Annotated in this window: 18 protein-coding genes; 11 read left to right on the top strand and 7 right to left on the bottom strand. The window is 69.6% G+C overall.

The window, feature by feature from the left end; all coding sequences use genetic code 11:
* The first annotated feature begins 128 nt into the window (after positions 1-128).
* On the top strand, positions 129-1,691 hold the full coding sequence (locus A6I89_RS11900) for a class I adenylate-forming enzyme family protein (protein ID WP_232244828.1): 1,563 nt from the start codon (positions 129-131) through the stop codon (positions 1,689-1,691).
* On the opposite strand, the gene A6I89_RS11905 is transcribed toward A6I89_RS11900, so the two are convergent.
* Positions 1,672-3,519, bottom strand: coding sequence for an AMP-dependent synthetase/ligase (locus A6I89_RS11905; protein ID WP_044990205.1), 1,848 nt, complete (start codon positions 3,517-3,519; stop codon positions 1,672-1,674). The two genes, A6I89_RS11900 and A6I89_RS11905, sit on opposite strands and share 20 nt — an antisense overlap.
* Before the next feature lie 112 nt (positions 3,520-3,631).
* On the opposite strand from A6I89_RS11905, the gene A6I89_RS24850 reads away from it, so the two are divergent.
* Both A6I89_RS24850 and A6I89_RS11910 read left to right on the top strand, forming a co-directional pair.
* Positions 3,632-4,009 carry a hypothetical protein gene (locus A6I89_RS24850; RefSeq protein WP_232244831.1) on the top strand — a complete coding sequence of 126 codons (378 nt, stop codon included), beginning with the start codon at positions 3,632-3,634 and terminating at the stop codon, positions 4,007-4,009.
* Positions 3,945-4,625, top strand: a complete 681-nt coding sequence (locus A6I89_RS11910; protein ID WP_232244832.1) for a hypothetical protein — start codon at positions 3,945-3,947, stop codon at positions 4,623-4,625. The genes A6I89_RS24850 and A6I89_RS11910 overlap by 65 nt, the downstream gene beginning before the upstream one ends.
* Before the next feature lie 2 nt (positions 4,626-4,627).
* Here A6I89_RS11910 and A6I89_RS11915 read toward each other — a convergent pair whose 3' ends face one another.
* Genes A6I89_RS11915 through A6I89_RS11925 form a run of 3 tightly spaced genes read right to left on the bottom strand, consistent with a single transcriptional unit; the run spans position 4,628 to position 7,802 of the window.
* Positions 4,628-6,259, bottom strand: coding sequence for an ABC transporter permease (locus A6I89_RS11915; protein ID WP_022593283.1), 1,632 nt, complete (start codon positions 6,257-6,259; stop codon positions 4,628-4,630).
* Complete coding sequence (locus A6I89_RS11920) at positions 6,256-7,155, bottom strand: ABC transporter ATP-binding protein (RefSeq protein WP_022593284.1); 900 nt, start codon at positions 7,153-7,155, stop codon at positions 6,256-6,258. The genes A6I89_RS11915 and A6I89_RS11920 overlap by 4 nt, the downstream gene beginning before the upstream one ends.
* A complete protein-coding gene (locus A6I89_RS11925; RefSeq protein WP_005516462.1) occupies positions 7,152-7,802 on the bottom strand; it encodes a TetR/AcrR family transcriptional regulator in 651 nt (216 codons plus the stop codon). The genes A6I89_RS11920 and A6I89_RS11925 overlap by 4 nt, the downstream gene beginning before the upstream one ends.
* Before the next feature lie 416 nt (positions 7,803-8,218).
* Between A6I89_RS11925 and A6I89_RS11930 the strand changes: the two genes are divergently transcribed.
* From A6I89_RS11930 to A6I89_RS11965, 8 genes are all read left to right on the top strand, one after another.
* Positions 8,219-8,743: a hypothetical protein gene (locus A6I89_RS11930; protein ID WP_022593286.1), complete on the top strand. Its 525-nt coding sequence runs from the start codon at positions 8,219-8,221 to the stop codon at positions 8,741-8,743.
* A 41-nt stretch (positions 8,744-8,784) separates the two neighbouring features.
* A complete protein-coding gene (locus tag A6I89_RS11935) occupies positions 8,785-9,801 on the top strand; it encodes a hypothetical protein (RefSeq protein WP_022593287.1) in 1,017 nt (338 codons plus the stop codon).
* 79 nt (positions 9,802-9,880) lie between these two features.
* Entirely contained in the window at positions 9,881-11,476 is a 1,596-nt protein-coding gene (locus A6I89_RS11940) for a succinic semialdehyde dehydrogenase (protein ID WP_255221278.1), read from the top strand.
* A gap of 106 nt (positions 11,477-11,582) precedes the next feature.
* On the top strand, positions 11,583-12,239 hold the full coding sequence (locus A6I89_RS11945; RefSeq protein WP_013414437.1) for a response regulator transcription factor: 657 nt from the start codon (positions 11,583-11,585) through the stop codon (positions 12,237-12,239).
* The gene (locus A6I89_RS11950; protein ID WP_022593289.1) at positions 12,236-13,978 is read left to right on the top strand and encodes a sensor histidine kinase; all 1,743 of its coding nucleotides are present in this window, start codon (positions 12,236-12,238) and stop codon (positions 13,976-13,978) included. The genes A6I89_RS11945 and A6I89_RS11950 overlap by 4 nt, the downstream gene beginning before the upstream one ends.
* A 171-nt stretch (positions 13,979-14,149) precedes the next feature.
* Positions 14,150-14,827, top strand: a complete 678-nt coding sequence (locus A6I89_RS11955) for a GAP family protein (protein WP_022593290.1) — start codon at positions 14,150-14,152, stop codon at positions 14,825-14,827.
* A gap of 26 nt (positions 14,828-14,853) precedes the next feature.
* Positions 14,854-16,410, top strand: coding sequence for a carboxylesterase/lipase family protein (locus tag A6I89_RS11960; RefSeq protein ID WP_022593291.1), 1,557 nt, complete (start codon positions 14,854-14,856; stop codon positions 16,408-16,410).
* Between the two features lie 148 nt (positions 16,411-16,558).
* Entirely contained in the window at positions 16,559-18,214 is a 1,656-nt protein-coding gene (locus A6I89_RS11965) for a DHA2 family efflux MFS transporter permease subunit (protein ID WP_022593292.1), read from the top strand.
* A 59-nt stretch (positions 18,215-18,273) separates the two neighbouring features.
* Here the strand turns inward: A6I89_RS11965 and A6I89_RS24395 are convergent, their stop codons facing one another.
* The 3 genes from A6I89_RS24395 to mmsA all read right to left on the bottom strand — a co-directional run bounded on the left by A6I89_RS24395 (position 18,274) and on the right by mmsA (position 20,542).
* The gene (locus tag A6I89_RS24395; protein WP_022593293.1) at positions 18,274-18,471 is read right to left on the bottom strand and encodes a hypothetical protein; all 198 of its coding nucleotides are present in this window, start codon (positions 18,469-18,471) and stop codon (positions 18,274-18,276) included.
* Positions 18,471-18,908: an SPW repeat protein gene (locus tag A6I89_RS11970; protein ID WP_022593294.1), complete on the bottom strand. Its 438-nt coding sequence runs from the start codon at positions 18,906-18,908 to the stop codon at positions 18,471-18,473. The genes A6I89_RS24395 and A6I89_RS11970 overlap by 1 nt, the downstream gene beginning before the upstream one ends.
* 155 nt (positions 18,909-19,063) lie before the next feature.
* The gene (gene mmsA / locus A6I89_RS11975; RefSeq protein ID WP_022593295.1) at positions 19,064-20,542 is read right to left on the bottom strand and encodes a CoA-acylating methylmalonate-semialdehyde dehydrogenase; all 1,479 of its coding nucleotides are present in this window, start codon (positions 20,540-20,542) and stop codon (positions 19,064-19,066) included.

The following is a 20,542-nucleotide window of genomic DNA, read 5'->3' on the forward strand; positions in this document are numbered from 1 at the left end:
CCGACCGTACGGGTCGATCGAGACTTCTCAGGAGGATGTCGATGACGGGCATCACGAGGTAGCGACCAGTGACCGGACAGCAGCTTCGCCCAGGTGGGTTCGCCGAAGTACCAGAACACTACGCCGACGTGCCGATCAGCGACGTGGTCCGGGAGTGGGCCCGGCAGATCCCCGACCACCCCGCGTTCGTGACACCGGGTCGGACGACGACGTGGGCCGAGTACGACCGCCTGGCCGATGCGGTGGCCCGCGGACTTCGCGTGACCGCCGGAGGGTTCCGCTCCCGAGCGGCCCTGCTGTTGCCCGACACGGCCGGCGTCCACGCGGCTCTGTGCGGGTGCTACCGAGCCGGCCGCGTGGCGGCGGCGATCGGGGCGCGGTCCGGCGTCCGGGAGGTCGCGCACATCATGCGGCGCACCGGCGCAACGGTTCTCGTGACGGCACCGGATATCCGTGGCCGGTCGTGGCGGGGACTCGTCGAGGAGTTGCGCGAGTACGGGGTATTGCCGAGGGATGTTGTCGTGGTAGAGGAAGAGAGCGGTGTCGTCGACCGTCATCGTCTCGGCCCGGGCGTACCCGGTGCCGCGGCGCCCGCGGGTGCCGCGTTCACCACGTCCGAGGTGACGATCCTCAATTCGACGTCCGGAACGACGGGGTTGCCGAAGGTGGTTGCCCACGACGAACGCAAGTGGGTCGAGTTTGCGCGGGAGGCGATGCTGGGCGGCCGGATCGGGCCGGGCGACGTCGTCTGCTCCGTCGTTCCGGCACCCTTCGGCTTCGGGTTGTGGTCGGCGCACTTCCTCCCGGCGCTGCTCGGTGTCCCGGTGGTGGTGACCGGCCGGTTCGACGTCGACGAGATGGCGACGATGATCGAACGCGAACGGGTGACCGTACTGTGCTGCGTCAGTACCCAGTTCCGGATGCTGCTGCGTTCCGAGGCGGCCCGGCACCGGGATCTGTCGAGTCTGCGTGTCCTCTACACCGGGGGTGAGCCGGTGCCCTACCGGGATGCCCGCGCGTTCGAGGAGCGCACCGGCGCCAAGGTGCTGCAGTTCTACGGATCCAACGAGGCCGGTGTCGTGAGCCGCACGACACTCGACGACGACGTCGAGACGAGGTTGCGCACGTGCGGCCACGTGCTCGGGTCGGCGAACGTGCGGGTCCTCGACGACTCCGGCGCCGAGTGTTCGGGGCGTCCGCGGCGCGGTCGGCCCGCCGTCCGCGGTCCGCTGGTGTCCGCCGGGTACTGGTCGGATCCGGCCGCGAACGCCGAGTTGTACACCGAGGACGGCTGGATGATGCTCGGCGACATCGTGGAGATCGACGAGCACGACCGGGTTCGGGTGGTGGGCCGCACAGCCGATTTCGTGATCCGCGGCGGCAAGAACATCTCGATCGTCGAGATCGAGGAACTCGTCGGCGAGCATCCGTCGGTGTCGGAGGTGGCAGTGGTCGGTGTGCCCGACGAGATCTTCGGCGAACGCGCCTGCGCCGTCGTCGTTCCCGTCGCCGGCGGTGAACTCGATACCGAGACGCTCGCACGGTGGCTGCGATCGCGCGGTGTCACCGCCGAATACCTGCCGGAGTATGTCGTCACCGTCGCGAGGCTCGACGTGGGGCCGGGCGGCAAGACCGACCGCCGGGCCGCGAAGGCGACCGCGCTGGAGTCGCTCAGCCGTACAGCTCGCTGATCCGATCCGAGAAGTTGTCGACCACCTTCTTGCGCTTGAGTTTCATGCTGGGAGTGATCTCGCCGTTCTCGACGGTGAGCTCGCGCTCGAGGATCGTGAAGCGCTTGATCTGCTCCCACCGGTTGAGCCCGGCGTTGAGTTGGTCGACGTACGCGCTCATCATCGCGACCGTGGGACCGGCCGAGGCGATCTCGCGCAGCGGCTTGTCACCCATCCCGTTCTCCACCGCCCACTCGGCGATGGACTCGCCGTCGAGACTGATGAGCGCGACACAGTACGACTTCCCCTCGCCGTGCACGATGATCTCGCCGACGTACGGGCAGATCCCCTTGAACGTGGCGGCGATGGCCGACGGTGCCACGTACTTCCCGTTGGAGGTTTTGAACATGTCCTTCTTGCGGTCGGTGATCCGCAGGAACCCGTTCGCGTCGACCGTCCCGATGTCGCCGGTGTGGAACCAGCCGTCCGGCTCCAACGCCTCCGCCGTGGCCTGCGGATTCTCGTGATACCCGCTCATCACACCGGGACCTTTGATCAGGATCTCGCCGTCCTCGGCGATCTTCACGTCGGTGCCGGGGATCGGCCAGCCGACGGTACCGAACCGGTAGGCGGACGGCCGGTTCACGAGCGACGCCGCGCTGGTCTCGGACAACCCGTAACCCTCGAGGACCACGATTCCCACCGCGTCGAACCATTGCGCCACATCACGATCCAACGCCGCCGAGCCCGAGATGAAGAACTTCAGCCGACCGCCGAAGCGGTCTCGGATCTTCTGGAACACCAAACGGTCGGCGATCGCGTACTGGGCCTTCTGCATGCGGGACAACGAGTTTCCGGACTGCCGCGCCTTGGATGCGGCGAGGCCCACACCCATCGCCCAGTCGAAGATCTTCTCCTTGATGCCGCCTTCCGCCCGCACCGTCCCCTCGATCCGGGCGTGCGCCTTCTCGAAGATTCGCGGCGCCGCGCCCATGAAGGTCGGCCGCACGACGGCGAGGTTGTCGACGATCCTGTCGACCCGGCCGTCGACCGCCGTCGCGAACCCGATCTGCAGCGGCAACGTCAGCAACACCTTGCCGAACACGTGGGACAGCGGCAGCCACAGGTACTGGAGGTCGTCGGCGTCGAGGATGCCGGTCGCGTCGATCGCCGCGGCCTCGTACGTCCACGCGGAGTGGGGCAGCCGCACACCCTTGGGGCGGCCGGTGGTGCCCGACGTGTAGATCAGTGTGGCGAGGCTGTCGGGGGAGATGCCGGCGATCCGCTCGTCGACGACGTCGGACCGCTCTGCCAGCAGACGCTCACCGAGGGCGGCGAGTTCGTCGAACCCGATCACCCAGTCGTCGTCCGGAACGGTGCCGTCGAGCAGGACGACGCGAGCGACGTCGGGGATCTCCTCGCGGTGTTCGCGCAACTTGGCCAGCTGCGCATCGTCCTCGGCGACGACGATCCGGCTGCCCGAGTTCGCGACGATGAACGCGACGTCGGAGGCAGTGGTCGTCGGATAGACGGTGGTGGTGGCGGCGCCCGCGCACATCACCGCGAGGTCCGCGAGCACCCACTCGTAGCGGGTCGCAGAGGCGAGTGCCACCCGCTGTTCGGACTGCACACCCAGCGCGATGAGACCGGCCGCGAGTCGTCTGACGCGTTGGCCCACCTCCGACCACGTCACGCTCACCCAGCCCTCGCCACCCGGCCCGGGGTGACGGAACGCCTCGGACCCCGGTGACGCCGCCACCCGATCGACGAACATCCGGGCGACCGTCGGCGCCCGCTCCTCGATCCTGGTCCAGTCCACGACCTCGTCTGACGCGCGCGAAGCTGTCATGGTCCCGAGTTTAGGAACCCCGGGGCAACCCCCGAACGGGAATTCACGGCACGGTTCGGTCTCGAATGCGTACCGTGGATTCCCGTTCGCGGGGCTGGTCGGGAGGGATCACATGACGGGGGACGTGTCGTGGGTGGAGGTGCTCGTCCGCATGGTCGACGGGCCGGACCTGCCGGTGCACGGGGTGGTCCGGTGCAGATACTCCGACGACGATGCGCGCCGCGACGGTTTCGGCTGGATGTCCGGGATGCGGCCGGTGGTACTCACCGGCGGCGGGGCCGGGGACGACGGCGCCCGGGTGTGGCGACACGGCCCGCGGCTGCGGGTGGAACGCATGGACGGTACGCCACTGATGATCTCCGACGGGCACACCAGCTGGCGGTTCTCCGACGGTCAGCCGCCGCTCGAGTACGTCGACGTCCGATGTGCGGTATCTCGGCGACGGCACCGAACTGCTCGAGCGGCGGCCGGCGACCGACTGGATCGGTGACGATTTCACGAGACCGACCGGACCGATCGACACGACGGTGTTCCTGGGGCGCGAAGCGTGGACGCTCGACCTGGCGCCGCCGCCGCACAAACCGTTCCCGATCCGGATCGTGGTCGACCGGGAGACAGGCCTGTTGCTGCAGAGCCGCAACGACGGTGCCGGTGTCGTCGACGAGTGGGTCGAGTTCGAGGTCGGCGGAACGTTCGACGACCGCCTGTTCACGTACGCGGGACCGGTCCGTTCCGCGGAGGAGCGGCAGCGGCAGATGCGCGCCGAGCATGAGGCGGATGCGAACAGGAGACGGAACTGGTTCCGCGCCAACGTCTCCGGTGAGCCCATGGTCGTCGACGTCCGGGCCGATCTGAGTGTGCAGTACCTGCACACACTCGACGAGCGCACGGGCGCCTTCGAGGCGACGCTGGGCAGCGACCGCGCGGTCTCCGGGTTCCTCACCCGGCGCCCACGTTCGGACGAGCCGTGGATGCTGCGCATCGCCGAACCGGTGCACCGTTGGTCGACGAGGAGTTTCGACTGGGCCCTCGCCGTGCACGGGGTGGAACTCACCGACGGTGAACTCGCCCGGCTGCAAGGACTGCTGGGCGGCGCCGACACCTGACTTCAACGCAGGTCCCGCCGGCGCAGTGCCGCGAGCCCGACGGCCAGCAGTGCCGCCGCGATCCCCAGCAGCCACAGGATCGGCGCCGCCTGGAACTCGCCGCCCGGCAGCCGCGGCAGGTGCAGGAACGGGACGAGATCGAGCAGCGACTGTGGCAGGTCCGCGACCATCCCGAACACGTAGAGCGTCATCATCGCCGCGAACACACCCCACGCGGCGGGGGCGAAGCGCGGCACGAGGCCGAACATCGCGACGGTGATGCCGGTCAGCGCCCACACCCCCGGCAGTTGCACCAGTGCGGCGGCGAGGATGCGGGGCACCTGACCGCCGACGTCGCCGATCGACGCGCCGTACGCGAGTCCGGCCGCGAGCCCGGCGACTGTGAGCGCGACGGCCGGCCCGGCGAGCGCGAACACGACGTGGCTCGTCGCCCAGCGCACGCGGGAGATCGCCGCGGCCAGCACCGACTCGGCGCGGCCCGTCTCCTCCTCGTCGTGCAGCTGCAGGGTCGCGGAAACGGAGTAGGCGCCGGCGACGAGCCCGAAGATGGTGAACCCCAGCGCGATGAACGAGTCCTCGATCGCCTGTGTGCCACCGAGCCGGGCGAGCGCCTGGAGGACCGTCTCGCTGCTGCCGAGCTGGTCGCTGACGCCGTGGGCGGCACCACCGATCACGAGTGCGAACATCGCCAGCCCCACCGTCCACGCGGCGAGCGGCCCGCGCTGTGTGTGCCACGCCAGTCCGACCGGCCCGGACAGCGACGGTGGTGACGTCGCCGGACCGGGCCGTTCCGCGATGAGGCCCGCGCCGAGGTCGCGGCGGGCGAGCGTTCGGTACGCGACGGCGGCGAGCACGACAGCGGTGACGCCCGGCAGCAGCAGCACCCACCAGCGTTCGTCCGCGTAGGGGCGCACCTGCTGCGACCACCCGATCGGCGACAGCCACGACAGTGTTCCCGATCCGGCGTCACCGACGGCGCGCAGCAGGAAGGCGACCGCGAGTACCCCGAACGAGATGCCCCGAGCGAGACGGGCCGACGTACTCACCTGCGCCGCAACGGCCGCGACGCCGGCGAAGACGGTCCCGACACCGAGCACGGCGGCACCGAACGCGACCGCCCCGGTTCCGCCGAGCCCGATCGCCGCCAGCCCGACGGCAGCGACGACCGCGCTGACGACGGCTCCGGACCCGGCCACCAGAAGCGCCGCCGTCAGTCCCGCGTATCGCCCCACCGCCGTCGAGTCGAGCAGCTCGGTGCGTCCGGTCTCCTCCTCGGTCCTCGTGTGCCGCACGACCGTGAGGATCACGGCGACGGCCAGGAAGGTGAACAGGTAACCGGCACGCCACGTCGTCAACGCGCCCACACTGGACCCGAAGATCGGCCCCACCAGGGCGATCTCGGATTTCAGTGTGGCCGTCGAGGCCGCGAAGGCGTCGAGCTGACTCTGGGTGGTGTACAGACCCATGATCGCCTTGCCGTAGACGGTCGGGAGCAGTCCGATGACGATGGCCCACAGCGGCAGGACGATTCGGTCGCGCCGCAGCGCCAGGCGCACCAGGGCGGCGGTGCCGGTGAACGGGGATCGGACCGGTACGGCCGCGTCGGCGACCGCAGGCGTCGCGGTGGTGGTCATACCCGCACCTCCTCCGAGAGTTCGTAGTGCCGCAGGAACAGCTCCTCGAGCGTCGGCGGGGTGCTGACCAGGCTCCGGACCCCGATGTCGCCCAGCGTGCGAATGAGCATGCCGAGGCTTTCGGCATCCACCTGGCAGTGCAGTGTCCGGCCGTCGAAGCGGATGTCCTCGACACCCGGGATCCGGCTCAGATCGCCTGCGTTGCCGAGGAGTTCGGCCGTGATGGAGGTTCGGCTCAGATGCCGCATGGACGCGATGGACCCGCACTCCACCGCTCGCCCGCCCCGGATGATGGTGACCTTCTCGCACAGCGCATCCACTTCGGACAGGATGTGGCTCGACAGCAGTACGGTCACACCGCGGGCACGGGCCTCGGCGATACAGTCGCGGAACACCTTCTCCATCAACGGGTCCAGGCCGGACGTGGGTTCGTCGAGCAGGAGCAGCCGCGCGTGCGACGAGAACGCCGAGATCACCGCCACCTTCTGCCGGTTGCCCTTCGAGTACGACCGCGCTTTCTTGCGGGGGTCGAGGTCGAACCGCTCGATCAGGTCGGCCCGACGTGCGGCGTCGAGTCCGCCGCGCATCCGCGCCAGCAGGTCGATGATCTCGCCACCCGTCAGCGACGGCCACAGCGTGACATCGCCGGGCACGTAGGCGACCTCGCGGTGCAGGGACACGGCGTCGCGCCACGCATCGCGCCCGAACAGTGTCGCGGTGCCGCTGTTCGCCCGCAGCATGCCGAGCAGCACCCGGATCGTCGTGGACTTGCCGGCGCCGTTGGGACCGAGAAAGCCGTGGACCTCACCCTGGCCAACCGTCAGGTCCAGGCCGTCGAGGGCTCGGGTGGTGCCGAACGTCTTCTGCAACTGGGCGACTTCGATGATCGTGGTCATGCCGGCTCCTCCGAGGTTGCGTGGTGGGTGTAGGCGTCGAGCATCGAGGAATCGGTGAACAGCCCGTCGGTGTAGAGCTCGAGGGCGGGGAGCATGATCTCGTCGGTCATCTCCCGGATCGCACCGGCGACGTCCACCGAACCGTCTGGAGCCGTGTGCATCTGGAGATACAGCAGTGTCGAGCCGAGGCTGTTCATCGCGAGGTACCGGGCGCGCGCGGTGGGGGTGCGACTCGGCCGGACCCGACCTTCGTCGACAGCCGCCTCGAGGTAGCCCTCGACACCGGCCACCATGTGCTCGAACAGGGACGCGGCGAGGTGGCCGCCGGCCTGGAACGACCGGACGAGATAGGCGACCAAGGGTGCGTACCGCTCGATTTCGCCGAGCGCCGCCAGCATCCGCGCCGGGCCGCTCGCAGTGAGCACCTCACGCTTCTCGGTGACGATGACGTCGAGGACGTGCGCGTCGCACACCGCCCGCAGCCCCTGCTTGGAACCGAAGTGGTGGTTGACCAGGCCGGGGGACACACCGGCCGCGGTGGCGACGGCGCGGACACCCGCATCGAACCCCTGCGCTCCGAATACCCGGATCGCCGCGTCGCGGATGCGCGCACGGGTGTTGAGGTCCCGATCCGCCGGCACAGCCATCGCTGAACACATGTTCAAAGCATTGCTCGCCCGTTCAGGGCCCGGCAAGGTGCCCGACCCGGTCTTGACAGGATCTTGACGGCCCACCGAGGCAACGGTTTCGACCCTGTCGAACGCTCGTGCGCTGGCCGTCCCGGGTGACATGGGCAGGTGGAGGAGGGCGGCGCGAGCTTCCCGCATTCCGCGGTCGGTGGTTCTCGTGTCTTCGATCCGACGGTCGCCGACCGGCAAGGCCGACCACCGCTGGGCCGAGGAGATCGTGTCGGCGGGCTGAACGAGCACTGCCCCGCGTCCGGCGCGGAGTTGCACACGAATCTGGACAAGCGTCCGAATGTTTGTTGAAATGGGGCGCTTCGCGTGCAACGTGACCACCGTCTCGTTTGCCCGGGGTCCGTAATCCTCATCGAAGGGCGAGCATGCGCAAGGCGACAGCGGTGTTCGGCGCCGCAGCCGTGGTGTCGGCGGTAGTCGTGCCGGGATCGGTCGCCGGTACGGCCATGGCCGCGACCGACGGTGCCACCGACGTCACGTTCACGGTCGGGGGTCAGGAAGGGCCTCTCGAACTGTTCGTTCCGAGAAGCGCTCCCATGCTCTGGGCGAACGGACAGGACGACGTCACCGGCACGGTGGCCGTGTCCGGCGTCCGGGACCGGCGCAGCGGCACGGGCCGATCGGTCACCGTGTCCGCCTCGATCTCGAACGTCACCAACGGGACCACGACCATCCCGAGGTCCGCCGTGACCTACACGGCGACCGGCGGAACCATGGGATTCGTGAGCACCGGCCCACAGTCGCTGGACTCGATCAAACCCGTGGTGGGGATCGCCCGCCACAACTGGCCCGACGTCACGTTCCTGTGGACGCCCTCGCTCCGGATCGACGTCTCCGACGGCGTGACGCTCGGCAACTACAGCGCGACCCTGACCCACTCCGCGGTGTAGTCCGCGCCCCGCCACCATCGGCATCTCACGAAAGCGTGTCCATGCGTCCTCTGTTGCGGAACCTCCTTGCCCTGCTGGCCCTGATCGCGTCGTTCACGGCGGCGTCGACGACGGTCGTCCACGCCGAAACCGGGTCGGGCGGGATCGGTATCGGGCTGGTGAACCCGCCGTCCGACCCGGCCTTTCCGAACTGGGAAACCGAGATCGTCGGCACTCTCGCCCCGGGCAGTGGACTGCAGCGAACGGTGCGGGTCGTGAACGGCGACTCGACGACTCGAACAGTGGACGTCAACGTCGGTGCGGCCTGGATGCGAAGCGGCGTCTACACGATCGGGGAACCCGGCAGTACCAACCGGCTCACGTCGTGGACCGGTCTGGACAAGCAGCGAGTCACACTGGCACCCGGCGCGGGAGCCGACGTGAAGGTGACCGTCAACATCCCGGCGGACGCACCCACCGGGGACCGCTACGCGACGGTGTGGGCGCAACCTGCCGCCCCCGGCGGCGGCGGGGTGGTGTCGACGTCGCGCGTCGGCGTCCGCATGGACGTCCGGGTGGGGCCCGGCGCCGGAACGACCGCGGACTTCACGATCGACGGTCTGACCGCCGAACGCGACGCCGCCGGCCAGGCGGTGGTCGTCGCCGACGTCCGCAACACCGGTGGCTGGGCCACCGAGGTCGGCGGCGAACTCACGCTGACCGACGGGCCCGCCGGCAGGACCCTCGGGCCGCTGTACGCCGACGAGGTGGTCGTCGCCGCCGGAGCCGGCGCGAAGGTGCGATTCCGCCTCCCGGACAGCGCCGAACTACCCGCCGGGCCGTGGCGCGCGCACGTCGCGCTCGAGAGCGGTGCGGTCGAGCGCGAACACGACGGGGAGATCACCTTCCCGGCGCCGGATTCCGGCGGCAACGGCTCGCTCGGCAGCCTCGGATCGTCCGACGCGGGATCGTCGAGCTCCCCGCTGATGTGGGTCGGTATCGCGGGCGCTGCCGCGGCGGCCATCGGAGCGATCGGGTGGACCGTGCTGCAGCAGCAGAACCCGCCGGGGGTTCGCTGAGCTTCGGTGTGCCGGGCCCGCTCGGCGAGAACGTGGATCGCGCACCGATTCCTGTGACGATGGCCACGGACGGGGTAGGTTGTGTGTAACTCGAAATCTACTCACCAGTAGGAGTACGAAGATGCCCGCTCCGTCTGCGGCGACGTTCGCCCGCCTCGCCGCTCTCATCGCCATCCCGGATGCCGCGGACCGCCCGACGCGCCCGGTGGTCGAAGCGTTCACCGGGCGTGAGCTCGCGACCGTCCCGGTCGGTACCGCGGCCGACGCGCTCGCCGCGATCGAGCGGGCCCGAGTTGCCCAGAAGGCGTGGGAGAAGCGGTCCCCGGTCGAGCGGGCCGAGGTGTTCCTCCGCTACCGCGACCTGGTTCTCGAGCACAAGGACGCGCTGATGGACATGGCGCAGGCCGAGACCGGCAAGTCCCGCGCGTCGGCACAGGAGGAGGTCCTCGACATCGCGATGACCTCCCGGTACTACGCGCGCCTCACGCCGAAGCTGCTGCGCCCCAAGCGGGTTCAGGGCATGCTGCCGGGGCTGACCAAGACCGTCGTCCGGCACCACGCGAAGGGCGTCGTCGGGGTCATCTCGCCGTGGAACTACCCGATGACGCTCGCGGTGTCCGACGCGATCGCCGCGCTGCTCGCGGGTAACGCCGTGGTGATCAAGCCGGACAGCCAGACGCCGTACTGTGCGCTCGCGTGCGCCGAGCTGCTGTACCAGGCAGGTCTGCCCCGGGAGCTGTTCGCGGTGGTGCCCGGCCCCGGTTCCGTCGTCGGCACCGCGCTCGTCGAGAACACCGACTACCTGATGTTCACCGGCTCCACCGCGACCGGACGCCTGCTCGCCGAGCAGGCCGGCCGGCGGCTGATCGGCTTCTCGGCCGAGCTGGGCGGCAAGAACCCGATGATCGTCGCGAAGGGCGCGAATCTGCGCGAGGTCACCGATGCCGCCGTCCGCGCGTGCTTCTCGAACTCCGGCCAGCTGTGCATCTCCGTCGAGCGGATCTACGTCGAGGAGGCGATCGCCCCCGAGTTCATCCGCCAGTTCGGCGAACGCGTCCGGAACATGACCCTGGCCCCCGGCTACGAGTTCGGCATCGAGATGGGCAGCCTGGTGTCCGAGGACCAGGTCAAGACCGTGTCGGGACACGTCGACGACGCAGTGGCCAAGGGTGCCACCGTCGTCGCCGGCGGCAAGGCGCGGCCGGACCTCGGGCCGCTGTTCTACGAGCCCACGGTGCTCACCGGGGTCACGCCCGAGATGGAGTGCTACGCGAACGAGACGTTTGGGCCACTGGTGTCGATCTACCCGGTCGCCGACGTCGAGGAGGCCATCGCGCGCGCCAACGACACCGACTACGGGCTCAACGCGAGCGTATGGGCGGGCAGCCACGCCGAGGGCGAGGCCATCGCGGCCCGCGTCATGGCGGGCACCGTCAACGTCGACGAGGGCTACGGCCCCACCTGGGGCAGCACCGCCGCCCCGATGGGCGGCATGGGGGTGTCGGGCGTCGGCCGCCGCCACGGCGCCGAAGGTCTGCTCAAGTACACGGAGGCGCAGACCGTCGCGACCACCAGGGTGGTCAATCTCGGCGGTCCGCGGTGGCTGCCGGCCAAGGTCTGGGCCAAGCTGTTGCCGCCCTTCATCAAGGCCATGAAGTACGTGCCGGGACGCTGACCCGTCCGCCGATCGGCCGAGCCCGCCCCGCGTGGACTCGGCCGATCGTTCGTTAGCCACGCGCACTACCTTCTGCGCGGAGATTCGACCCATTAGTCTCTTTCCTGTGAAAGAAGCTGCGTGGGTGCGTCGGGCGCTGGTGGTCGAGGACCAGCCGCTCATGCGCTCGCTCGTGGCCGACGCGCTGCGGCACGCGGGATTCGAGGTTCACGACCGCCCGTCCGCGGCGACCGCGCTCGCCGATCTCGACGAGATCGACCCGGACGTCCTGGTCACCGACATCGACCTCGGGTCGCGCCCCAACGGCATGGAGATGGCGACCATCGTGCATGCGCGGGCGCCGCACTGCGCGACGGTGTTCCTCACGAACTATCCGCGGGCGAGCATCGCACCGGGCGAGGGCGTTCCGGCGGGCTCGGTGTTCCTCGACAAGGTGGCGCTCGAGTCCGTCGAGCAACTCGTGGCGGCGGTGGAATCCGCATTGGCGGAGAAGCCGCTGCCGCCTCGGCACCTTCCCGACGGCCCGGATGCCGCCCTCGGCCACCTCACCCGGACCCAACTCGATGTGCTGCGCTGTATCGCGCTCGGATGGTCCAACGCCGAGATCGCCCGGCGCCGGGCGTCGAGTCTGCGCAGCGTCGAGAAGATGGTGACCCGCACCTTCGACGCGCTGGGGGTCAACCACAACCCCGACATCAACCCGCGGGTCGCGGCAGCGCAGTTGTACGTCCGCCGCTTCGGATTGCCGGCGGAGTCCGATTGATTCGTCGGTTTCCGTGGCTGGCGCGCATCGGCGGCAGCTCCGCCGTCACCCGCTGGTCGTGGATTCTGACCGCCCCGTTCGCCGTCACGGTGATGGGCAGCTACATCACCGCCCGCAGCCCCCGGGACTGGCCGACCTACTTCGGTGTCGCGGTCATGGTGCACCTGATCATGGGTCTCGCTCTGCTGGTCGCGTGGCTCACGGTGTTACGTCCGGACCGTCCCCGGCACCGCCCGGTCGTCTCCCTGATCGTGTTCGCGGCGCTGGGGGCGTGCCGGCCGTTCCTGCTCGACGCGCTGTTGGTGTTCAACGGTTTCGCCACCGACGACCGGTCGCTCTGGGCCAGGCTCTTCATCAACATGACCACCGCGGTGGTGGCGCTCTCGCTGATCGCGATCCTCGTCGACTCCGTGCGGGAGCACGACGCCACGATGCGGCGGTTGCGGGCTGCTCGCACGGCGCTCGACGAGCAGCGGCGCGTCGACGAGGAGTACCTGGCCGGATTGGGGCGCCGCTACGCCGACGATCTGGCGGCGCAGATCGATTCGGCGCTCGCCGCGACCGACAGGGCCGGCATCGACTCCGCGAGCGGCGCGCGTCTACTGCGCGGCATCTCGGAGGAGATCGTCCGGCCCATGAGCCACGCGCTGTTCGACGACGTCACGCCGCCGCCGCGGCCCAGCGTCGCGCTGCCGGTGTTGACCCTGCGCGAACGTCTGCACGGAGTACTGCAGGCGGTGCGCCCGGCCCCACTCGTGCTGCCGGTGCTCCTGTACACCGCGGTCGTCCTGACGTATCTGGTCACGAGTTACGGCGTGCGTGAAACCGTCCTGCAGGTCGCGGCCGGGCTGGTCGTGTGCGTGTCGGGTAGCTGGGTCGTGGCGAAGGTGGCGGTGCGGATCGGGAACGCGGCCGCGCGGACCGGGTTTCTCGCGGCCGCGTACAGCGCCGTCGGCGCCGTCACCGCGGTGGCGTTCTGGCTGATCCTCGGCGGCGTCGGGTTCCCCCCGGCGTTCGTCGTGCCGGGTATCGCGTTCTATCCGTTCGCCGCGCTCGCGATGTGCCTGATCCGGGCCGCCAACGAGCAACGCGCGCTGGAGGAGCAGCAACTCGCCACGGCGCTCGCGGAACAGAGTCACCTGTCGGCGGAGGTGCACGGACGGGTGGTGGCGGCCCGTCGCCGGCTCGCTCACGTCCTGCACTCCTCGGTGCAGGGCGAATTGGTGGCCGCGGCCCTCACGATGCACGGCGCGGCCACGCCGGCACCGATGCGTCCGGCCGATGGTCGTTCGGTGGAGGGAACCGTCTCGGAGATCCTCGGCCGGGTACTCCGAGAGGTGGCCGACGAGAAGTCACGTCCGCGGATCCCCACCTCCGACGCCCGACAGCAGATCACCGAGCTGGTGGGGATGTGGTCGGCCGCGGTACCGGTCCGCAGCGACATCGATCCCGACGTCTGGCCGTTGCTGTCGGCGAGCCCGGTACGCCTCGAGCATGCGATCGACGTCCTGTCCGAGGGCTTCACCAATGCGATACGGCACGGAACCGGCGGGACCCTGTCTCTGACGATGGTCGTCGATCCGCGGACATCGTTGATCTGCATCGGAATTCGCTCGCCGGGACGGATCTCCCGCGACGGCTCGGACGGGGTGGGCCTCACCGCTCTGGCAGCGAAGGTCGGCACGGCCGAACTGGTGCAGGAGCACGACTCGGTGCTTCTCTCCGTGCGCTTGGACTGACCACCTCTCGGGTGGTGTGCCCGCCGTCACGGCGTGATGTCGCAATACCCGAACGTCCGCCGCGACCGCCGAATCGGCGCTCCTAGTGTTCCCCTCGGATGCCGGCCGGGACCGACCGACGAGCTGACGGACAGCTCCCGCATCCCGAGCGTCGAAGGGACGTGAGCCGAGATGGGACACACAGCGGGACAGATCATTCCACTCGCACTGGGCATGGTCGTCAGCCCTATCCCGGTGGCCGCCCTGATCGCGATCCTGCTGTCCGCGCGGGCCAGGACGAACGCGTTCGCCTTCACTGCCGCCGCCGTGGCGGCCTCGGCCGTCGTCGTCGGTATCACCGCCGCGACGACCAGGACGAGTGCCGCGCACGCGGGCCGTGCCGCCCACCCCACCCAGCTGATCTTCGCCACGTTGTTCGGGCTTACCTTCGTGGTGCTGGCCGTCCTCACCTGGCGGGGGCGCCCCCGGAACGGCGCGCCCGCCGTGATGCCGACGTGGATGGCGCAGATCGACACGATGGGACCCGGCCGCGCCGCGGTGCTCAGCCTGCTGCTGACCGTGCCGAACGCCAAGAACCTGCCACTCGAACTCAAGGCCGGAGCCCTCATCGCGGAAGGGCATCTGCCGCCGAGTCACGCCGCCGCACTGACGGCACTCTTCGCCGTCCTCGGCGGCACCGCTCTGATCGTCCTGGCCGTCCTCGCCGCCGTTCCCTCGAAGCGGGTCACCGCGGCGCTGGGTGTGGTCAAGGAGGAGTTGATCCAGCACAACGCGGCCATCATGACCGTGCTGTTCGTCCTGCTTGCGGGACTGCAGGTCTCGCACATCGTCACCGCGCTCACCGCGTGAGCGCACCGAACCGAAGGAGGAGAGACATGACTTACGCTGCCCCCCGAACCGATACGGCCATCATCCAGACCACCTACGGGCCGGTGCGTGGCACCCACTGCGGGCCGGTCGCGGTGTGGAAGGGGATCCGCTACGCGGCCGCCCCGACCGGTGATCGTCGCTTCCGCGCTCCGGTGCCCCCGCAGCCGTGGGCCGAGGTGTTCGACGCCGACCGATTCGGACCGGTGGGCCCGCAGAGCGCGATGCCGGGAATGTCACTCGGCGACGACGTTCGGCAGGACGAGGACTGCCTGTCGCTCAACGTGTGGGCCGCCGACGCCGGCGCGACGAAGAAGCCGGTGATGGTGTGGATCCACGGCGGAGCGTACTTCCGCGGTGCGTCGAGTCAGCCGGTGTACGACGGACGGGCGCTGGCCGAGGCGGGAGACGTCGTCGTCGTGACGATCAACTACCGACTGGGTGCCTTCGGCTTCGTCGACTTCTCGTCGCTGAGCAGCGACCGTCACCGGTTCGACACCAACGTCGCGATGCAGGACATGATCGCCGCCCTGCGCTGGGTGCAGGCGAACATCGCGGCCTTCGGTGGCGACCCGGACTGTGTCACCGTGTTCGGTGAGTCGGCCGGCGGCGGCGCGGTCACCACCTTGTTGACGATGCCGTCGGCGCGGGGGCTGTTCCACCGCGCGATCGCCGAGAGCTCACCGGCCACGTCGGTGTACAACCAGGAGAGGGCCGCGCACGTAGCGCAGTTGTTCCTGGAGATCCTCGGCGGCGCAGACGATCCCGTCGATCGTCTGCTCACCGCGAGCACCGACGAGTTGCTCGCCGCGTCGGACGAGCTGTTCTCACGCATCCCCACCGACACCCCCGGGACACTCGCGTTCGGGCCGGTGGTGGACGGCACGCTGATACCGGACTACCCGGTCAACGCGTACTGGAACGGCACCGCGCTGCGAGTCCCGTTGCTGATCGGTACGAACAAGGACGAGGCCTCACTGTTCAAACTGATGAAGTCGCCGCTGATGCCGCTCGACCCGGACGTCATCCGCGGCATGTTCGCCGAGATCGCCGCCGAGCACCCGGACGTCGAGTTTCCCGATCAGGCCCGCATCGAGTCGGCGTACTCGGGACTGGCCACCAGGAACGACGCGATGGGCCTGACCCGCGACCTCGGATTCCGATTGCCGACGCTGTGGATCGTGGAGGCGCACAGCCGCTACGCCCCCACGTGGCTGTACCGTTTCGACTACGCGACCCCGATGCTGAAGGCACTGAAGATCGGTGCCACACACGCGACCGAACTGCCCTACGTGTTCGGAAACATCGCCCACGGTCCCCGGGAGATCACCTATCTTCTGGGCGGATTGTCCACGGCACGAAGGGTGTCGGAGCGGATGCAGCACCGTTGGTTGGCCTTCGCCGAGGCCGGGACCCCACTCGGGCTCGAAGGCGAGCCCGAGTGGCGGGCCTACGACCGCGACGGCCGCTCGACCCTGGTGATCGACAAGCACGACACGGTGGTTGCCGATCTCGACGGACCGCTGCGCGCGGCGTGGGGGGAGCAGGTCATCGCGTTCGCGTGAACACCCTGCGCGGTGGGCGTCGAAAAAATCGTTCGAAAGTTTGAAATGACCGAATCTGCAACGGATTTACCCGTCGGGGCAGCGTCGGCTCTGGTGGAATCGCGGTAGCGTCGTATCGAGACGCGCCACCGGGAGAAAGGCGCACACCATGACCGTGGAATCGCTCGAGGACGAACCGCGGGTAGGCCGCCGGGAGTGGATAGGGCTCGGCGTCCTCGCCGCCGGTCTGTCGCTCATCGTCGTCGACGGCACCATCGTCAACGTCTCGCTCCCGGTGATCATCGACGAACTGGGTCTCGACCTCACCGACGCCCAGTGGATCAACAGCATCTACTCGGTGGTGTTCGCAGCACTGCTGCTCACGGCCGGCCGCCTCGGCGACCGGCTGGGCCGCCGGATGCTCTTCGTCGCCGGTGTCGTCGTGTTCATCGGCGGCAGCCTGATGGCGGCGGCGTCGGAGTCCTCGACGGCGCTGATCGTCGCCCGCGTCGTGCAGGGCGTCGGCGGCGCGCTGGTGCTGCCGTGCACGCTGTCGACGGTCAACGCCACGTTCCGCGGACGCGACCGGGCCATCGCGTTCGGAGTGTGGGGCGCGGTCATCTCCGGCATGGCGGCCGTGGGCCCGCTGCTCGGCGGCTGGCTCACGACGTCGTTCACGTGGCCGTGGATCTTCCTGGTGAACGTGCCGATCGGCATCCTCGTCATCATCGGCGCGTTTCTCACGGTCCCCGAGACCCGGGCGAAGATCACCGTGCCCGGACTCGATGTGGTGGGTCTGCTGCTGAGCGCAATCGGTTTCGGCGCGTTGATCTTCGCGCTCATCGAGGGCCAGACCATCGGCTGGTGGAAGCCCATCGCGGATCTCCACGTGTTCGGGGCGACGTGGCCGTCGACGGCGCCGATCTCGGCCACCCCGGTCGTCGCCGCCGTCGGCGTCGTCGCACTCGTCGGATTCGTCCTGTGGGAGCGGCACCGGGCGCGGATCCGGTACTCCGCCATCCTCGATCTGGGGCTCTTCCGGTTCCACACCTTCAGCTGGGGCAACTGCACCGCGATGGCGGTCGCGATCGGCGAGTTCGGTCTGCTGCTGGTGCTACCGCTGTTCCTCGTCAACGCGTACGGGCTCAGCACACTGGGCGCCGGCTACGTGCTCGCGGTGATGGCGCTCGGCGCGTTCGCGTCCGGAGCGGCCGCGCGTCACGTCACCGCCCGCTTCGGTGCCCCGCGCACCGTGATGCTCGGTCTGGCACTCGAGGTGGTCGGCGTCCTGGCGTTCGCGCTGTACCTGCGGCCGTCGTCGGCGGCGTGGCTGCTGGCGCTGCTGCTCGCGATCTACGGCCTCGGGCTGGGGCTCGCGTCGGCGCAGCTCACCGGCACGGTTCTCGTCGACATCCCGACGTCGGAGTCCGGCCAGGGATCGGCGACGCAGAGCACGGTCCGTCAGCTGGGCGCCGCGCTGGGCACTGCGATCCTGGGGACCGTGCTCTCGCTCGGGCTCGCGCACGCCCTCACCGACCGCCTCGAACCGGTGGCGCTGCCGCCGCAGGTGGAGTCGGGACTCGTCGACAGCACCCGTGACTCGGCCGGCGGCACCATCCCACCGATCCGGGAGCAGGGCGACCACGGCAGGCTCGGCCCGGCCGGACCCGAGACCGCCGACGCGCTGTCCGAGGGCTTCGCCGACGCCACCCGCTGGTCGCTGTTCGTCGCGGCCGGATTCCTCGCCGTCGGACTCGCAACCGCCACCCGACTGCAGCACCGACGCCCGGAGGACGACGACGCCGCGGCCACCGCCCCGGCGTAGGCGGCGCGTCGGACAGGCGCCCAGCGGCGAGCGCCGGACGTGGCTGCGGGCGGGAAAGGTCACTCGTCGGTGGGCGGGAGGATCTGCCACAGCAGCATGGTGGCGGCGACACCGAGCGCGCACGCCACCCCGAACGCCGCCGCCAGCAGGAACGATCCTGTCAGCGACAGCGTCACCGCGATGACCAGTACCGCCAGCACCGCGACCCCGACGGTCTGGATCGCCCGCACCGGCCGTCGACCGGGGTGTTCGTGCACTACCTGTGGTTACCGCGCCGGGTCATCGCCATCGCCATCCCCGCCGCGCCCAGCACGACGACCACGGCACCGACGACGACGTTCGACAGGATCATCCCCGTACTCGTGCTCACGCCGGAGACGAGCCACGGCGACACGATCAGCCACACCCCCAGAAGCGGTGCGACGAAAGCGATCCCGTGCGTGCGGCCGTACGTGGTCGCGTACCCGGCGGCCAGCAGTGCCACCGCGAGACCACAGATGAGATTGCTCATCATGAGCGACGTCTGCCCGCTGAATCCGACGATCCACGACGACGCCGCCGCGTAGAGACCGGCCAGCACCATCAACCCCTCCGCAACCTGGAGGGCCGGACCTCCGCCGAGTTCGTCGTAGCTGTTGCGGAGCGCGACGATGTCCGGGTGGGTTTCCATCGACATGTTCGGTGTGATCGACATGGCGAATCATCTCCTCGGCCTGTTCGACCTGTGTCCTTTCGACACTAATTGCCCGGCCGGGCGGCGTACAGGGCCTGTCCGGATCGCCCGGCGGAACGACCGGAGCGGGCGACGCCCCGACGGCCGCCGCCCGCTCCGGTGCGCTGTCGCGCCGATCAGTTCGGGCGGAAACCGAAGTCCGTGCCCGCGACGCTGTCCCAACGTGACGTCACGTACTTCGGACGCGTGTAGAAGCTCCACGATGCGTTGTTCAGGCCGGTGTCGCCGTAGGCGGAGTCCTTCCAGCCCTGGACGGCATACGCCGCCACGGGGACGGGGATGGCGACGTTGATGCCGACCATGCCCGCGGACGCCCGGCGTTCGAACTCGTTGGCCGCGGCCCCGTCCCTGGTGAAGATCGATGCCCCGTTGCCGTAGCGGTGATTCGCGATCAGTGCGAGACCGTCGTTCAGCGAGTCCACCCGCATCACCACGAGTACCGGGCCGAACAACTCGTCCTGGTACGCGGGCGAGGACACGTCGACGTCGGCCAGCACGGTCGGCCCGATGAAGTATCCGCCTTCGTATCCGGCCACGACCTCGGTGCTGCGGTCGACCACCGCCCGGGCACCGGCCGCGACCGCCTCCTTGACGGCGGCCTGGATGCGCTGCTGCGACTGGCGGTTGATCACGGGACCGACCTCGGTGTCCGGGGCATTGCCGGCGCCGAGGCGCACCTGCTGGGCGCGGCCGACGAGCTTGTCGAGCAGGGGCTCGGCGGTGTCGCCGACGACCACCGCCACCGAGATCGCCATGCACCGCTGGCCGGCGGCGCCGAAGCAGGCGGAGGTGAGCTGGTCGGCGACGACGTCCAGGTCGGCGTCGGGCATCACGATCATGTGATTCTTCGCGCCGCCGAAGGCCTGCACGCGTTTGCCCGCGGCCGCGGCCCGCGAGTAGACGATGTGCGCCACCTTGCTCGAACCCACGAACGACACCGCCTCGGTGTCGGGCGAATCGATCAGCTGCTCCACGGTGTCCTGCCGACCGTGCACGACGTTGAGCACGCCGTCCGGCAGACCGGCCTCCCGGAACAGCTCGGCGATACGCAGGCAGACGCCGGGATCCTGCTCGCTCGGCTTCCAGACGAAGGTGTTACCCGCCGCCAGGGCCACCGACACCATCATCATGCCCATCATCGCGGGGAAGTTGAACGGTGTGATGCCCACGCAGACACCCAGGGGATGCAGCACCGACTTGGTGTCGATGTTCGGACCGGTCTGCAGCGACGTGCCGCCGCGGGCCAGTGCCGGTCCACCACAAGCGAGTTCGACGGAGTCAGCCGCTCGTGAGATCTCGCCGGCGGCGTCGTCGAGGGTCTTGCCGTGCTCCTCGGTGATCATCGCAGCGAGCTCGGAACGGTTGGCCAAGAGCAGTTCACGGAACCGGTACAGCACGTGGGCCCGCTTGGACAGGGGCGTGGCGGCCCAGCCGTCGAAGGCGCTCGCGGCAGCGGCGATCGCTGCGTCCACCGTGGCTGCGTCCGCCATGGGCACGGTGGCGACCGGCTGGTCGGTGGCCGGGTCGAGCACATCGATGGTGTCGGAGCCGCCCGCGACGGGGGCGCCGTTGATCCAGTGGGGGATGGTGCGCAT

The sequence above is a fragment of the Prescottella equi genome, from assembly GCF_002094305.1.
Lineage (GTDB): Bacteria > Actinomycetota > Actinomycetes > Mycobacteriales > Mycobacteriaceae > Prescottella > Prescottella equi.

Coding starts and splice junctions, on each gene's coding strand:
- A6I89_RS11905 (WP_044990205.1), bottom strand. CDS start 3,519: ATGACAGCTTCGCGCGCGTCAGACGAGGTCGTGGACTGGACCAGGATC.
- A6I89_RS24850 (WP_232244831.1), top strand. CDS start 3,632: ATGACGGGGGACGTGTCGTGGGTGGAGGTGCTCGTCCGCATGGTCGAC.
- A6I89_RS11915 (WP_022593283.1), bottom strand. CDS start 6,259: ATGACCACCACCGCGACGCCTGCGGTCGCCGACGCGGCCGTACCGGTC.
- A6I89_RS11920 (WP_022593284.1), bottom strand. CDS start 7,155: ATGACCACGATCATCGAAGTCGCCCAGTTGCAGAAGACGTTCGGCACC.
- A6I89_RS11925 (WP_005516462.1), bottom strand. CDS start 7,802: ATGGCTGTGCCGGCGGATCGGGACCTCAACACCCGTGCGCGCATCCGC.
- A6I89_RS11930 (WP_022593286.1), top strand. CDS start 8,219: ATGCGCAAGGCGACAGCGGTGTTCGGCGCCGCAGCCGTGGTGTCGGCG.
- A6I89_RS11935 (WP_022593287.1), top strand. CDS start 8,785: ATGCGTCCTCTGTTGCGGAACCTCCTTGCCCTGCTGGCCCTGATCGCG.
- A6I89_RS11955 (WP_022593290.1), top strand. CDS start 14,150: ATGGGACACACAGCGGGACAGATCATTCCACTCGCACTGGGCATGGTC.
- A6I89_RS11960 (WP_022593291.1), top strand. CDS start 14,854: ATGACTTACGCTGCCCCCCGAACCGATACGGCCATCATCCAGACCACC.
- A6I89_RS11965 (WP_022593292.1), top strand. CDS start 16,559: ATGACCGTGGAATCGCTCGAGGACGAACCGCGGGTAGGCCGCCGGGAG.
- A6I89_RS11970 (WP_022593294.1), bottom strand. CDS start 18,908: ATGTCGATCACACCGAACATGTCGATGGAAACCCACCCGGACATCGTC.
- mmsA (WP_022593295.1), bottom strand. CDS start 20,542: ATGCGCACCATCCCCCACTGGATCAACGGCGCCCCCGTCGCGGGCGGC.